Origin of the sequence: Caballeronia sp. LZ024 (assembly GCF_031451455.1) — a bacterium.
Lineage (GTDB): Bacteria > Pseudomonadota > Gammaproteobacteria > Burkholderiales > Burkholderiaceae > Caballeronia > Caballeronia telluris.
The window spans coordinates 608,989-624,438 of sequence record NZ_JARUXL010000004.1; the positions used below are offsets into that span (position 1 = coordinate 608,989).

12 protein-coding genes are annotated in these 15,450 nt (G+C 63.3%); 1 reads left to right on the forward strand and 11 read right to left on the reverse strand.

Annotated features, from left to right (window positions below; all coding sequences use genetic code 11):
* Positions 1 to 2 precede the first annotated feature (2 nt).
* The 11 genes from QCE48_RS24960 to QCE48_RS25010 form a co-directional block, all read right to left on the reverse strand.
* On the reverse strand, positions 3 to 1,298 hold the full coding sequence (locus tag QCE48_RS24960) for a sigma 54-interacting transcriptional regulator (protein ID WP_309782966.1): 1,296 nt from the start codon (positions 1,296 to 1,298) through the stop codon (positions 3 to 5).
* Positions 1,295 to 4,366, reverse strand: coding sequence for a peptidase domain-containing ABC transporter (locus QCE48_RS24965; protein ID WP_309782967.1), 3,072 nt, complete (start codon positions 4,364 to 4,366; stop codon positions 1,295 to 1,297). Before QCE48_RS24965 ends, QCE48_RS24960 begins: the two co-directional genes overlap by 4 nt.
* Positions 4,367 to 4,383: 17 nt before the next feature.
* Positions 4,384 to 5,136, reverse strand: a complete 753-nt coding sequence (locus QCE48_RS24970; RefSeq protein ID WP_309782968.1) for a peptidylprolyl isomerase — start codon at positions 5,134 to 5,136, stop codon at positions 4,384 to 4,386.
* A gap of 58 nt (positions 5,137 to 5,194) precedes the next feature.
* The gene (locus tag QCE48_RS24975; RefSeq protein ID WP_309782969.1) at positions 5,195 to 6,568 is read right to left on the reverse strand and encodes an HlyD family efflux transporter periplasmic adaptor subunit; all 1,374 of its coding nucleotides are present in this window, start codon (positions 6,566 to 6,568) and stop codon (positions 5,195 to 5,197) included.
* Positions 6,546 to 9,038, reverse strand: a complete 2,493-nt coding sequence (locus QCE48_RS24980) for an FHA domain-containing protein (protein WP_309782970.1) — start codon at positions 9,036 to 9,038, stop codon at positions 6,546 to 6,548. The genes QCE48_RS24975 and QCE48_RS24980 overlap by 23 nt, the downstream gene beginning before the upstream one ends.
* Positions 9,039 to 9,259: 221 nt before the next feature.
* Positions 9,260 to 10,657 (reverse strand): efflux transporter outer membrane subunit, encoded by a 1,398-nt coding sequence (locus QCE48_RS24985; protein WP_404982303.1) that lies wholly within the window; start codon positions 10,655 to 10,657, stop codon positions 9,260 to 9,262.
* A 305-nt stretch (positions 10,658 to 10,962) separates the two neighbouring features.
* Complete coding sequence (locus tag QCE48_RS24990) at positions 10,963 to 11,235, reverse strand: hypothetical protein (protein ID WP_087629728.1); 273 nt, start codon at positions 11,233 to 11,235, stop codon at positions 10,963 to 10,965.
* Positions 11,236 to 11,301: 66 nt separating this feature from the next.
* Positions 11,302 to 11,586 (reverse strand): hypothetical protein, encoded by a 285-nt coding sequence (locus tag QCE48_RS24995; protein ID WP_309782971.1) that lies wholly within the window; start codon positions 11,584 to 11,586, stop codon positions 11,302 to 11,304.
* 58 nt (positions 11,587 to 11,644) lie between these two features.
* Entirely contained in the window at positions 11,645 to 11,929 is a 285-nt protein-coding gene (locus QCE48_RS25000) for a hypothetical protein (protein ID WP_116562918.1), read from the reverse strand.
* Positions 11,930 to 12,263: 334 nt separating this feature from the next.
* Positions 12,264 to 12,689 carry a DUF4399 domain-containing protein gene (locus tag QCE48_RS25005; RefSeq protein ID WP_309782972.1) on the reverse strand — a complete coding sequence of 142 codons (426 nt, stop codon included), beginning with the start codon at positions 12,687 to 12,689 and terminating at the stop codon, positions 12,264 to 12,266.
* A gap of 82 nt (positions 12,690 to 12,771) precedes the next feature.
* Positions 12,772 to 13,209, reverse strand: coding sequence for a DUF4399 domain-containing protein (locus QCE48_RS25010; RefSeq protein WP_309782973.1), 438 nt, complete (start codon positions 13,207 to 13,209; stop codon positions 12,772 to 12,774).
* A gap of 320 nt (positions 13,210 to 13,529) precedes the next feature.
* Between QCE48_RS25010 and QCE48_RS25015 the strand changes: the two genes are divergently transcribed.
* Positions 13,530 to 15,440, forward strand: coding sequence for an SUMF1/EgtB/PvdO family nonheme iron enzyme (locus tag QCE48_RS25015; RefSeq protein ID WP_309782974.1), 1,911 nt, complete (start codon positions 13,530 to 13,532; stop codon positions 15,438 to 15,440).
* Positions 15,441 to 15,450 lie beyond the last annotated feature (10 nt).

Consider the following 15,450-nt stretch of genomic DNA (forward strand, 5'->3'; position numbering starts at 1 on the left):
GTTCAGCCCTCCTTGTCTCGCTGGCGAAAGTCCTTTGAATGAAGTCCGTGCTTCTTCAAGAGCATCTGCACATGTGAGCGATTCATCTCGAAGCGCCGCGCCAACTCCGCGACCGTTCCGCCGACCTCGATCAACCCGCGTTCCAGGAACGCGCGCTCCGCCTCATCGCTCGCGATGCGCTTCGCTTCGCTGAGCGACGTCGCCCCGCCGATACCGACGCTCACCTGCGCGTCGTTCATCGCGACCATCCCCGCCGACTTCGGCCGGATATCGAGCGGCAAATGCTCGATGTCCGCCATGTCCGCCGCCAGGCAGGCAATCCGGTAAACCACATTGCGCAACTCGCGGATATTGCCCGGGTAATCGTAGTTCTTCAGGAAGTCGCGCAATCTCGGCGACATCCGCACGGGCCGGCGCTTGAGCGTCGCCGCGGCCTCGTCGCCGAAATAGGCGAGCAGGAGCGCGATCTCGTCGCGGCGTTCTCGCAGCGGCGGCAAGGTCAGATGGATCACGCTCAGCCGATAGAACAGGTCTTCGCGAAAGCGCCCTTCCTCGCAAAACTTGCGCAGGTTGCGATTCGTCGCCGCGACGATGCGCGTGTCCACGCCGATCGGCTCATCCGATCCCACGCGCTGGATCTCGTGCGCCTCCAGCACGCGCAGGAGCTTGACTTGCCCCGACAACGGCAACTCGCCGATCTCGTCGAGAAAGATGGTGCCCGTATGCGCGCTCTCGAACTTGCCCTTGCGATCGTTCGACGCGCCCGTGAACGCGCCCTTCTTGTGCCCGAACAACTCCGATTCCAGCAGGTTGTCCGGAATCGCGCCGCAGTTCACGGAGATATACGGCTTATCCGCGCGCAACCCGTTCGCGTGGATCACCTTCGCCATCAGTTCCTTGCCCGTGCCGCTCTCGCCGTCGATCAGAACCGGCAGGTCGGTGGGCGCCGCCTTCTCCGCGATCTCCAGCGCTTCGAGCAGTTTCGGGTTGTCGCCGAACGTGCCTTCGAAGATGAAGCTGCGTTCGAGCAGTCCCTGGCGCCGCGCGCCGGGCGTCTGATCGACGCGCTTCGGCTCGGCGGTTGCCGCCTGCACGAAGCGCTCCTTGTGCGACAGTTGCATGACCTCGTCGCGCAGGGAACTCGCCTGCTTCAGCAGCTTTTCGATCTCGGGCCGTTCGAGCTTCGACGACCATCGCAATGTCGAGCGAAGAATCTCGATCTTTTCGATGAGCCCCGCATACGAGATAGCCGAGCCGGGCTGAGGCGTGATGTCTTCCGGTTGATCGAGTATTTTCATGCTGCGCTCAGTTGCTTCTGCACCAGTTGATAGTACATGCCCTTGCGCGCGACGAGTTCGTCGTGCCTGCCCTGCTCGACGATGCCGCCCTCGTAGAGCACGAGAATCTTGTCGGCGCGCATGATCGTGGAAAGCCGGTGCGCGATGATCACCGCCGTGCGGCCCTTGAGTATCTCCTGCATGTTGCCGAGGATGTTGCTCTCCGATTGCGTATCGAGCGCGGACGTCGCTTCATCGAAAACAAGCAGCCGCGGGTCGTGATAGAGCGCACGCGCGATGCAAAGCCGCTGAATCTGTCCGCCCGACAAGCCCACGCCCCGCTCCCCGACAATCTGCTCATAGCCGAGCGGCATCTTCGCGATGAACGCGTGTGCATCGGCCATCTTCGCGACTTCCTCGATGCGCCGCCGGTCGGGCGCTTCGTCGCCGCTCGCAATGTTCTCCGCGATCGTCCCCGAGAACAGCAGGTTGCTCTGCATCACGTAGCCGATCTGCGCGCGGTAATAGCCCTTGTCGATCACGTTGATGTCGTAGCCGTCGACCATCATCTTGCCCTCGGTCGCGGTATAGAAGCCGACCAGCAGTTTCGCGAGCGTCGTCTTGCCCGAGCCGCTGCGCCCGACGATCGCGACCAGTTCGCCCGGCTTGATGTCGAAGCTGATGTTCTCCAGCACGTAGTCCGCATCGGACTCGCCGTACTTGAAATACACGCCGTTCAGGCTGATGTCGCCCTGCAGGTCAGGCAGCATCACGCGCGATGCCAGATCGCCGGGCTTCTCCTCGGGCTCCATGTCGAGCACGTCGCCGAGACGTTCCATCGCGACGCCCGCATCGTTGAGCAGGCTCCATAGTCCGATCAGTCCCATCAGCGGCGAAAGCACGCTGCCCATGAACGCATTGAACGCGATCAACTGGCCGATCGTCATCTCGTGCGCAAGCACCATGTTCGCGCCGACCCAGAGTATCGCGATCGTCGTCGCCGTGTTGAGCAACTGGCTGCCGAGGCCGACGGCGATATTGAAGCGCTGCGCCTTGTACTGCACTTCCAGCGACTTCGCGTACTTCTTCTCCCACTTCAGCCGCACGGGCCGCTCGATGCCCATGCCCTTGACCGTCTCGACACCGCCGAGCGCTTCCATCAGGAACGACTTTGCATCGGTGGCGGCGGCGAAGACCTCGCGGGCGTAGTGCTTGATCCTCGGCGTGGCGACCGCGGTCAGCACCATGATCGGAATCACGAACACGATGAGGATCAGCGTCATCTTCACGTTGTAGAGGAACATGATCGTGAAGTAGATGAAGATCATCAGCAGGTTCAGCACGGTCGTGACCGTCGATTCGGTCAGGAACGCGCGGATCGTGTGATTCTCCTGAAAGCGCGCGAAGATGTCGCCGGTCTTGCGCTTCGCGAAGAAGCCAAAGGGCAGCGAGAGCGTGTGCTTGAAGAACTGCGACATCATCGCGAAGTCCATGTTGCGCACCATGAAGTTCGCGAGATAGGCGCGTATCGTCGACATCAGTTGCGAGAACAGGTTCGAGATGATGAGCCCGGCGATCAGCACATGCAGCAAACCGACGTTCTGATGCACGATCACGCCGTCCAGGATGTTCTGGATGATGAGCGGCGGGATCACGCCGAGCACCTGGATCACGAACGTCGCAAGGAAAAGATGCAGCAGGATCTTGTGATACGGCTTCAGGTAGCCGACGAAGCGAATCCACGGCGAGCGCGACACCGAGATCTGCGCCATCTCCTGCGTGGCGGTGAAGAGCAGGCACGTGCCGCTCCAGCCGCGCTCGAATTCGTCGATCGTCATCTTCTTGAAGCCGATCGCCGGGTCCGCCACCCACACGCACTCCTTCGACACGCCATACACGATGATGTAGTGGTAGCCCTCCCAGTGCACGATGAACGGCAAGTCGAAGCCGCGCAGCGATTCAAACGTGCATTGCACGCCGCGCGTCGTGAAGCCGAGCGATTCGCCCGCACGCGCAAGGCTGTCGAGCGTTGCGCCCTGCGTCGTGACGTTCGCGAGTTCGCGCAGCTTGCCGAGTGTCATCGAGATGCCGTAGTGCTTGCAGATCATCGCGAGGCAGGCGGCGCCGCAGTCCATCTCCTCTGCCTGTTCCACCCACGCGAACCGCTTGATGATGCGTTCGCCGAATTCGGGTTTCGTGTGCAGGTCGAGCATCGAAGGCAGCTTGCGGCGCTCCGCGAGCTTCTTTTGTCGCTGCAATTCCCGTTCGGTAAAGCGGATGCGCTCCTCCAGCACTTCCCGCAACTTCGTGTTGCGCTCAAGGATGAAGTGCACCGTCTTTTCGGGAATCACGAGCAGACGCGTGTCCGCGCTCGCGACGACCGAAGCCATCTGCTCCTGGCGCATCACGCACGCTTTCTCGCCGAAAATTTCACCGGGGCCGAGCGTCGCGATGAGATGCTCCGTGCCGCCCTCGTTACGCACGATGCGCACTTCGCCTTGCCGCACGACATACAGGCGCCGGTCGTCGCGCGAATCCTGCTTCAGGATTTCCTTGCCCGCGCCGACACGCTTCACGCCCACGCTGCGCACGCACTCCTCGAGTTCCGGCTTGTTCAGCTTGCCGCGCAGATCGAAAAGACGCGCGACGAAACCACCCGCCGAATTGATCGCGACATAGCTCGTCACGAACGCGAGCGCGGCCTCGTTCCTCGAAATAATTGGCTCGATGATGCTGCGGGGAATGAAGAGCAGTTCGGTCTTGCCCGAAGACCGCACCGAAGACTCATGGCGGTATTCGCGCAGCATCGCGATGTCGGCGAAGACTTCGCGCTCCTTCTTCACCCCCATGCTGATTTCCTTGCCGTGCTCCTCGGTAAAGACGCGCACGGACCCGGCCTTGATCACGAAGAGCCCGTCGGCGACGTCTCCCGCGTTGCACACGGTCTCGCCGAATGCAAAGAAACGCGACTGCGCGTGCTCCGCGAGTCGTTCGATCTCCTCGCGCGTGAACGGCGACAGCAACTCCACGGTCGCAAGAAAATCAGCGGTCGAGTCGACGGGCGAATCGGATTTGGGTGGCGCTTCCATGAGCTATCGATCCTTCTTCAGCGCGCTTCGATCACATGTTCCTGCGCCCGCGCGGCGAGCCAATCCTCGCGCAGCAGCCGGCGGATTTCCGCCGCCACGTCTTCGTCGAGCTTGGCCGGGTGCTTCGCCGTGACCGAGAAGATCTCGAACGACGATTCGTCGGCGGCAGGGAATGGCCCGAGCAGTTCGTCCACGTTTGCGTTGAACACCTTCGCTTCGATGTCGGTGCGCAACTGCCCGCGCAGCACGCGGCCGATCTTGCCGCCTTCCTCGCGCGTATCCGCGACCGAATGCTCGCGCGCCATCTCCGCGAAGCTCTCGGGGTCGTCGTTGAGATAGGAGATCATCTCTTTCGCCTTGCCCTCGGTATCGAGCACGATATGGCTCACTTCGATGCTGTCGAACTTCGGCGAATTCAACTGGAAGTATTCCTCGATGGCCGCTTCGGTGCCGACCTGCTCCAGCATCTTCTCCTGATACAGCGTCTCGGTGATGAACACTTCGAATTCGTCGAGGCTCACGCCGAGCGCGTCGAGATAGTTGTTCATGTCCGCCGCGCGATGCAGGCCGCGAATGCGGCGGAACTGGTCGGCGCGCGTCTGGATCTCGTCCGCGCTGACCGCTATGCCATGCTGCTTCGCGGCCCGCACCGTCAGCTTGTCCCGCACGAGCTGTTCGATGAGGCTGTCGAACTGGCCGTTCAGCTTCAGCAGTCTCACGAACTCGCTGACGTCGACCACCTCTTCATCGATTCGCACAATCGCCGTCATCTCATTCGCTCCTTGAAGGTTGGGAACGCGCTCGAAAGCGCGGTCGATACAGTCATGCCTAGCCGGCCACATTCCTGAACGGATCGAGCCCGAGGTCGATCAGCCGCCGCTCGCGCACGACGATCTCGGCCGTCGCCGTCATCCCGTAGCGCAGCGGGTACTTCGTCTCCGACACCTGGAAATAATCGCGCTCGAGGGTCACGCGCCCTTCGTACACCGGCTGCTTGCTTTGCGGGCTCGGCTTGGTCGCAGGCGAGATGAACGCGAGCGTGCCGTCGATCAGGCCATAGCGCTGGTACGGAAACGCATTGAACTTGAGCTTGACGGGTTGCCCTTCGCGCAAGAACGCGCGGTCGTGTTCGGCAATCTCGATCTTGATCACCGGCTTCGCATTCTTCGGCGCGATGCCGCCGAGCGGCGTGTTCGCCTGGATCTTGTCGCCGGGCTGCGTCGATGTGACGTCGGTGATCACGCCTGAGGTGGGCGCCAGGATAAGCAGGAAATTGTCCTTGTCGATGTTCTCGAAGCGGATGCGCGCGGCGGCGTCGGCAACGAGCCGCGCGGTTTGTAGTTGCAGACGCAACTTGTCTTGCGTACTGGCGACTTCGCGCATCGCCGATTCATATTGCAGGCGCAGATTGACCGCTTCCTGACCGCTGGTTTCGAGTTGCGCCTTCGCTTGCGAATATTCGTGGCTCAAGCGAAAGTCTAGTTCCGAAAGCTTCGACTGCGCGACGCGAAACGCGCTGTCCGCTTCGAGATACACGTTGCGTTTCTGCTCGACCTGCGCTTCCGCGATGCCGCCGCCGCCCGGCAGCGCAAACAGACGCGCGAAGCGGTCGAGATCGAGCTTGGCGTTATCGCGCGCGCGCCGCGCGCTTTCGAGCGCACTGCGCGCTTCCTGGAGCTGTGCCTTCTGCCCTTCGGCGAGCTTGGTCGTGCCTTCGGACACGCGGTTCTGATGCAGCCGCTCCTCCACTTCCATCTGATCCTTCAGTGCCGCCGCCTTTCTTTCCATCAAGAGCTTCTTCTCGGGAAACTGGCTCCATTCGCGCTCGGCGTCGTCGAGCTTGAGGCGTGCTTCGAGCGCATTGCTCGCCGCTTCGATCGCGCCGCGCGCGTTGATGCGCGCGAGCACGTCGTCCTTCTGCACCGGCTGCCCTTCGGCGATATAGAGATCGGCGAGTTCGCCGTCGATCGGTGCATAGATGCGCCGCACCTCCGATTCGGGCGAGAGCGTGCCTTGCGCGGTCACGATCACGTCGGCGCGTCCGACGAACGACCAGACGACCGCCGCGATGACGAGCGCCACCATCGCGATGACGAGCGCCTGCGTGAGCCGCCACGGCTCGGCTGTCAGGATCGCGACGCCTTCTGCGCCGTGATCCTCCAGCGCTTCGGCGAAGGGCTTAAGGTGTGCGTCGTTCTTCACTGCCCGCCCCTCCGATCAGTGCCAGCTTGTCCTTGAGCAGCCCGGGTTCGAGCACCATGCGCAATTCCTGCAGCGAACGCCGCTGGAGTTGCGCTTCCGCATCGATCTCGTCGGCCATCTTTTGCCACTTCGCCGCGCCGTCCGCCTTTACCTGCCTGAAGATGCGCATGCCGCCCTGCGCATCGGCTTGCGCGCCCGCAAGCAGTCGCGCCTGCGTGCGGAAGGTGTCCGAGATGCCCGCTTCCAGCCGCTGCGTGCCGCCGATCGCACCGTTCGCCCGATACTGCGTCCACTGCGTCTGCGCGCGATTGAGCAGATCCTGCGCGCGCGCGATGGCCTTGTCCCTGAACGCCGCGACATCCGGATCGACGGACTTCACATAGAACGCATCCTGCTCGGGATCGAGCGTGCCGTAGAAAGTCAGCAGCGCGTCTTCATAGGACTTCGTGCCGCGCGCCTTCTGCACATCGGCGAACTGCGCGGCGACGGCTTTCTTGTGCGCCAGCTCCGTGGCGATCACGTCCGACCAGGGACCGGCGGGCATCTTCTGCAAGCCGTCGATGGCCTGAACGCTTTGGCCGCTTCGCCACGCATCGCGCACGCTTTCATAGCGGCTAAGAACGTCTTGCGAAGGCAGCCGGTTCGCGCTCAATTGCGCATAACGCTCCTGAAACGGCGGCGTTTCGAACTTGAGTTTGCTCATCATCGCGACGAGCGGGGCAAGGCTCGGACCGCGCATCTGCGTCTGCAAATCAAGGTAGTTGCGCAGGTCCGCGCGCACCCGGTCGAGGCCACCCAAGCGCGGATACTTGTCCGCGTATTCACTCAGCACGCCTTGCAACGCTTCCGCGCGATCCTGGCTCAACTCCTTCGCGATGCTCGCCTTCAGCCGGTCGATGGCCGCGAGATAAACGGAGTCGTCGCTTTGCAGCCTTCGCAAATGGCTGAGCGCTTCGGCATAAGGCGTCGCGAACGCCGGCACATACGAAGCGATGCGGTCGAGCGAACGCTGATGGCCGGACGCATCGTCTTCCCAGTGTCTGAGGATTTCGCCGATGCGGTCTTCGTCGACGTACATGCGAATCGGTGCGTCGGGACCGCCGCGTCCCACGACGAAACTCTCAAGCTTGCCGATCCATTCCAGTTCCTTCACGAGCGGCCGCACGTCGGTGTTGTTCGCGCCGAGGCGGTTCATCTCCGCGATGATCGCGTTCGCGCGGTCGTACTGATTGCCCTTGAGCGCCGCGAGCCACTCGGGCACTTTCGCCTTCAGAACCGCTTCGGTATCGAGCGCGGCAAAACGCGTGTCGTCGGGATGACGCTGAAGATAGTCGTTCGCGAGATTCGCCGCTGCTTCGTATTCTCCGCTCGCCATGAGCCCCTTCAACCGGCGTTCCGACGAACCGTTGAAGTACAGCGACAGCGCGATCGCCGCCAGCACCGCGACCAGCGCTGCGCCGATCGCAAGGCCGCGCCGGCTCGTCAGCCGTTCGTTGCCCGTGAACGCGATGCGCAGTGCGGAGAACAGCATCGCGAACCGGCTGCGCTCGCGGCGACGCTCGCCTTCCTTCCTGGCATCGGCGGCTTGCGCAAGCGCTTCCTCGTTGACTTCGTCTTCGGCAGCAACCGGCTGATCGATGCAGAAGATGTCGAGGAACGAATGCGCCGAGCCGACGAAGGTCGTCTTGTCGTTGTCGACATCTTCCGGAGCGGCGACCGGCTCCTTGACCTGCGTGAGCGTCGAGTCGCCTTCTGGTTCGCGGCGCACGCTCACGCGATAGACGAAATGCGTGCCACCGAACGCGACGACGTCGCCGTTCTCGAGCGGCACCGCGGCCGCTTCGAGCCGCTTGCCGTTGACGAACGTGCCGTTGGTGCTGCCGAGGTCTTCCACGAACGGCGTGTCGTTCTTCAGGAACACATGCGCGTGGCGCCGCGAAATGTAATTGACCTGATGCGGATACTGCGCGCGATGGCGCGCGAACAGGTCGTCGGCCTTGCTGATCAGAAACGGATACTGGTTGATGTCAATCGGTTGCAGGCCGAGGTCGTCGCGTTCGGGTGCGAGCGTGACCGTGACCGTGCGCGCAACGCTCGCGCGCTGCTTCGGGCGCGGCACGAACTGCACGCGATACGACAGCCTGCTGCCGAAGCTGATCGTGTCGCCGTCATGCAGCAGCGCGGGCTTTTGACGAACCTCGGCGCCGTTCACCGACGTGCCGTTCTTGCTGTCGAGATCGGCGATATACACCGCGCCGTGCTCGATGAAGATGCGCGCGTGACGCCGCGAGAGTTGCGCGACGGCTTCGGGCGCACACGCATCGAACGGCGCTTCCGCGCGGCCGATCGCGAACAGGTTTTCGTCGATGCGGATTTCCGCCAGCTCCGGATGCGATACCGGCTTGAGCACGACATCGAATGCCTCGCCCACGCTCGCGTGCACCTCTGCTATCGAATCGCCAGGAGCCATGTCCACGTCACAGGGAACGTCTAGCCGCTGCCGCGTGCGCGTCAGAGGAAAGCCCGCCGACACGCGGGCGAATAGACTTTGTTGGACGGAGCCGCCCGCCGGGCGGCGACTGTAGAAAGTGTAAGTCACGCATTGCCGTAGTCAATCGCCGGGCACTGGCTGCCGACGCCATATCACAGCCGCTTCGTTCAACTTCGGAAAATCGAACCGAACGCGCGGGTTTATTTCAACGCTTCCTTACTTTCCTTCTGCACGTCGACGGCCGGCCAGCCGCCGCCCAGCGCCTTGTAGAGCGTGACGGTGTCCGAGAGCATCTGCTGATGATTCGCGAGCAGCGCGAGCTGCGCGGCGAGCAGCGTGCGCTCGGTTTCGAACACCTGAAGCTGCGAGATCACGCCCTCTTTCAGTTGCGCGTCGATCTGCGCGGCGACGATCGTCAGATGATCGACTTCCTGCTGCAACTCGACGCGCTGCTTCTGGTGCGAATCCAGATTGACGAGCGCGTTCTCGACTTCCTCGAACGCGCTCATCACCGTCGCGCGGTATTGCTGCTCGACGACCGTCGTCTGCGCTTCCGTCGTCTTGACGTGAGCACGCACGCTCGGATCGAGGATCGGGATGTTGATGCTCGGCAGGAAGCTGAATGTAAAGGTCTTGAGCAAATCGGTGAGCTGGAAGCTGGCGCTGCCGCCGCGGCCCGTCAGGCTGATCGTCGGCAACTGCGCGAGCTTCGCCTGGCCGACGAGGTCGTACGCTTCGAGCACGCGATACTCTGCTGCGATCAAATCGGGCCGCCGCGCGAGCAGTTGCGAAGGCAGGCCTTGCGGCACCACGGGAATCTGCACGCGCTTTTGCAAGTGGCCGTCGGGCACCTTGAAGTCGCCGGCCGGCACGCCGGTCAGCGTGGCTAGCGCGTTGTCCGCGAGGTCGCGCGAGCGGCGCAATTCGAGCATCTCGCGCGTCAGCCGGTTGAGTTCGGCGCGCTGCGTGAGCACTTGCGTATTCGGCACAAGACCGTTCTTCTGCATGCCCTCGAAGATCGTCAGGATCTGCTGGTTCGTCTTGATCGTTGCGTTCTGCTGTTCGATCTGATCGTCGAACTGAAGGATCTGGAAGTAGGTCGTCGAGACATCGGCGACGAGTTTCAGGTAAGCCGCGCGCCAGTCCCATTCGGTCGCGCGGAATTCGGCTTTCTGCGCCTGCACGCCCTTCTCGACCGCGCCCCAGATATCGATGTCCCAGTTCACCTGCGTCGCGAGGTTGTACTGCTTGCTGAAGGTCTGTCCGGTGGTCTTTTCGAAGCTCGCGCCGGCGCCGAGATCCATCGTCGGCAGCGCGCCCGCGCGCGCCTCGCCGATCTGCGCGCCCGCCACCTGGATGCGCGCGGCGAGCACCTTGATATCGAAGTTGCTGTTGATCGCCCGGGCGACGAGCGAGTCGAGGTACGGATCGTGGAACTGCGTCCACCAGTCGGGCTGGATCGTTTCGCTCGCCGCGACCGGCTTCGAATACGCGGTCTTTTCGGGCGTGTCGGGCCGCTGGTAGGTCGGAACCTTCACATCGATGCACGCGGTGAGGAGTGTCGCGCAACAAGCACTAAAGAGCGCGAGTCGCGACAGCGACGCAAGCCGTCTTCCGATGATATGCCCGGCTTTCACGCGCAACGAAGGCAACAGGGCTTGCACGATCTCACTCCCGGTGAACGCACTGGCTGCTAGGGAAACAGAGTAAAGAACAGGACGTGCCGAACGACGAAATTCCAGTAGAGCACAGCGCGCCGCGCGACTCCATACAGGTTCGTCACTAGCCGCGATTCGAATGTCTCTGCGAACTGCGCGCGATGAGCGGCCCGACGCGATGAATCCTGGCCGGGCCGCGGGACTGCGTCGCGAGGGTCCCCGAACCCTCGCGCTTGCTGCACTGCTTACAGCGAGCCGAACACGTTGACGGTGTTGGTGTTGTCGGCTTTCTGAACCGGCTTGACCTTCGAGTCGATGTCGGTGGCGAACGCGACGTTGTTGCCGTTCGCGTTGAACACATTCTGCGTCTGGCCGATGCCCTGTTGCGTGTTGACGGTGAAGCTCGAATCCGAGTAGTAGCTCGGCAGGTAGAAGGCGGTGCCGCCGCGGACGGCGGACATCGTCTGGCTGTCGAGGTCGGTGCTGTGCGAGAGATCGCGGATCATGAGGTCGGACATGGTGGTGCTCCTTGCGCTATGTGTCTTACGTTTGAGAGAGTGTCTTGCGGGTGGTGCAATCGCCGCTTACAACAGGCCCCGGCCGCCGCCATACACGTTGACGGTGTTCGAGTTGTCGGCCTTCTGGATCGGCTTGACCTTCGAATCGATGTCGGTGGCGAACGCGACGTTGTTGCCGTTCGCGTTGTAGACGTTCTGCGTCTGGCCGATGAGTTGCTGCGTGCTGACGTTGAAGCTCGAGTCAGAGTAGTAGCTCGGCAGGTAGAAGGCGTTGCCGCCGCGGACGGCGGACATTTCGGTGCGGTCGAGTTCGGCGCTGTGCGAAAGATCGCGGATCGAGAGAGTGGACATGGCGGTGCTCCTTGCGTTTTCGTGTCGAGAGAGTGTGGTGTTCGTCTGCGGGCCGGGATCAGGCTGCGAGGCCGCCGCCATAGATGTTGACGGTGTTCGTGTTGTCGGCTTTCTGGATCGGCTTGACCTTCGAATCGATATCGGTGGCGAACGCGACGTTGTTGCCGTTCTGGTTGAACACGTTCTGCGTCTGGCCGATGCCTTGCTGCGTGTTCACCGACACGTCGAGCTTCGAGAAGTCGTAGCCGGGCAGGTAGAAGGCGTTGCCGCCGCGCACGGCCGACATCGCGCGGCTGTCGAGTTCTTCGGTCTTGGCGAGGTCTTTGATCATCAGCGATTTCATTTCGGTGCTCCTTGGGAGGGATGGGCTTTTCCGGGTTGGTCGAGCAATCTGTCTGCTCGGATGGCATTAATGCATGGCGTGTGCCAGTCGCGATGCCAGCGCGCGAAATACTTCGCTGAGGCCTATAAACAAAGGGTTTGCACAAAGTGCCATGCGGTGGTTCGCGGCGCGTCGGCCGTGCGGATGACGTCGGTGATCCAACACACGGGACGTCGTGTGTTGGACATCGGGCAACAGAGGGCTTGAAGGGGATTCGTGCAGGCGCAGCACGCAAAGAGGCGCGCGGCCGAAGGAGTTCCTGCGGCCGCGCGCGTTGGGCAAACGCAAAGGGGTCCTACTTCACGATGATCGTGATTTTCTTCGAATACACCGGCGGGTCATGCGGAATGTGCTTGTCGTCGCCCATCAGCAACTGGAGCGTGTGCTTTCCCGGCGGCAGTTCGAGCAGCGTCTCGGTTTCGCCCGCACCGTAGTGCAGATGATTGCGGTCCGACGGAATCTCCTGATCCATCGGCGGCAGATCGGTGTCGATCAGCAGGTGATGATGCCCCGTGTTCGGATACTTCACGCCGCGCGGCGCGACGCCCATGTAGCGCAGCCCGAACCACACCTTGAACGGCTTGCCGGCCGGAACCACCTGCCCGTCGTTCGGGTAGCCGATGTACGCATAGGCGTTGGGCGGAGCCGGCGTCGGGCCCGCCGCCGCGGCGCCCGCGAAGACGCAGGCCGCAAGCGCGGCCGCGGCGAATAGCTTGTTCATGGCTCGTGCCCTCCGCTGGCTCCGCTGGAAAGTGCCCTGGGTTGCGCCCGCCTGCATGCTGCCGGTTTCATCGATGCCGCTTTCATCGCACGGTAATGGTGATCTTCTTCGAATACACCGGCGGGTCGTGCGGCATGTGGTTCATGTCGCCCATCAAAAGCTGCAGCGTGTGCTTGCCGGGCGGCAGTTCGATCCGCGCGTCGGTTTCGCCGGCGCCGTAGTGGAGATGGTTGCGGTCCGACGGAATTTCCTGATCCATCGGCGGCAGGTCCGTGTCGATCAGCAGGTGATGATGCCCGACGTTCGGCAGGTCGATGCCCTTCGGACACACGCCCATGTTGCGCAGACCCATGCGCACCCAGAGCTTGCCGCCCGTGATGACCGCGCCGTCCGGCGGCCAGATGATGTACGCCTCCGCGTTCTGCGGCGACGGCGTGCGTGGCCGCGGCGCCGGATACGATTTGTCCGCGGCCAGCGCCGCGAGCGAAGCCAGCGCGCCAAGCATGGTTCGTCTCAGCATGTTTACGCAGCCTCCCGCCATGACCGGACATCGTTCTTTAAGCGACGTCCTTGGTTTCTTCCTCTTTTCGTCTTTTAGCTTAGAACGGAAGTCCTCAAAAAGATACGTACAACCGCGCTTTGGCGGGTGGTGAAAAAACGCGAGTTCCCCCAAACGAATCCCTGCTTAATGGGATTAAGCATCGCCTGACGCCGTGCTATCGTTGTCGCTGCTGGGTTGCGGGTTTCGCACCGGCAACTCGCCGATCCAGCCAGGCAACGCGAAGTCGCAACACGCAACGTCGGCCAGCCGTCTTCAATGCCGGACAGACAGGTGTGAATATGTGGCGAAAACTCTTGATCGTATGCATATTCGGAACGATCGGCGTCCCGTGCGCGCAGTCGGCGCCGGCCACTTCAGCCAGTCATGAGGATCGGCCCGCCTTCGAGCGTATCGCCGATACACCGCCTGCGCCCGCTCCCCGACTCGCGCTCGTGATCGGCAACGCCGATTACGCCGTAGAGCCGCTCGCCAGCCCGCTCAACGACGCGCGCCGCATGAGCGATGCGCTCGCCGCGCTCGGCTTCGACGTCGTGAGCCGCGCGAACCTCACCGAAGCGCAGATGAAAGCGGCCTTTGCGGACTTCGACCGGCGGCTCGGCGCGGATGGCACGGGCGTCGTCTATTTCGCCGGCCACGGATTGCGGACTTCGCGCGACACGCTGCTGATCCCGGTCGATGCCGACGGCGCCTCTCCCGCGCGGCTCGTCACGAAGGGCATCGCGCTCGCGAGCGTGCTCGACGGCATGACGCACGGCGGCCGGAGCGCGCGGCGCACGAACATCGTCATCCTCGACACCTGCCTGAACGATCCGTTCGAACCCGCAGCGCAGCATGCGCTCGCGCTGCCCGCGAACACGCTCGTCGCGTATGCGACGGCGCCCGGTTCGCTCGCCGCCGAAGGTTCCGCGCACGGCGTCTATACGGCCGCACTGCTGCGCGCCCTGGCGACGGGCCCGCGCGATGCCCACGCGCTGCTTCGCTTCGCCGCGGATTCGGTGGCGAACGCGACGCACGGCCGGCAGGTGCCGTGGGTGGCATCGACGCTCACGCACGACGTCAGTTTCGGCGATGCCCGTCCGGGCGTTGCCGTCGCATCGGTGCAGGCGGACGAAGCGGCGCCGACGCGCATGCGCGGCATCCTGCCGAAGGACAGCAGCGAGCAGTACGAGCTGACCTTCTGGGACTCGATCAAGGACAGCACCTATCCGAGCGACTATGAGGCGTATCTGAAGGCCTATCCGAACGGCCGGTTCGCGGCGCTCGCGAAAGCGCGCATCGAGCGGCTGCGTGCCGCCGGTGCGAAAAGCGAGGCGCCCGCCTCGCGCGCGGTGCCTTCGGTCCCGACGCCCGCTCCCGCGTCCACGCCCGCTGTGAAAGCAAAGCCGGCGGCGCCCGTCGAAACGGCTAAGCCGACGCCAACGCCCGCCGCGCCGGCGTTGCCCGCGCCGCCCGTCGCCGCGAAGGTTGCGAGCGGCGGCGAGATCAAGGACTGCCCGAACTGCCCGATACTGATCCCGCTCTCCGCCGGCACGTTCACGATGGGCAGCAACTCCGACGATCCCGCCGAAAAGCCGCCGCATCGCGTGTCGATCGGCCAGCCGTTCGCCATCGGCAAGTACGAAGTCACCGTCGAGCAGTGGAACGCGTGCGCGGACGCGGGCGCCTGCACACGTATCGCAATCGATGACAATCCGCCGAACAATTCACCAATGCGTAACGTCAGCTGGGACGACGCGCAGGTCTATGTGAAATGGCTGTCGAAGGTGGGCGGTAAGGCGTATCGCCTGCCGACGGAGGCCGAATGGGAATACGCCGCGCGCGGCGGCACGTCGACGGTCTACTGGTGGGGCGACCAGATGAAGAAAGGCAACGCGGACTGCAAGGACTGCGGCGATCCGTGGACGACCGAGAGCCCCGTCGCAGTCGGCTCGTTCGCGGCGAATCCCTACGGTCTCTTCGACATGAACGGCAGCGTCTGGGAATGGGTCGCGGACTGCTGGCACAGCTCGTACAAGTCCGCGCCGGCCGATGGCCGCGTCTGGGACGACGCCGCGTGCTCGGTGCGCGTAATACGCGGCGGATCGTGGCGCGAGGGCGCCGCGTACATGCAGTCCGCGACGCGCTTCAAGTACAGCGCCAGCGTGCGGCAGTCGCAAAACGGCTTTCGCGTCGCACGGGACATGAAGTAACCGCGCATGG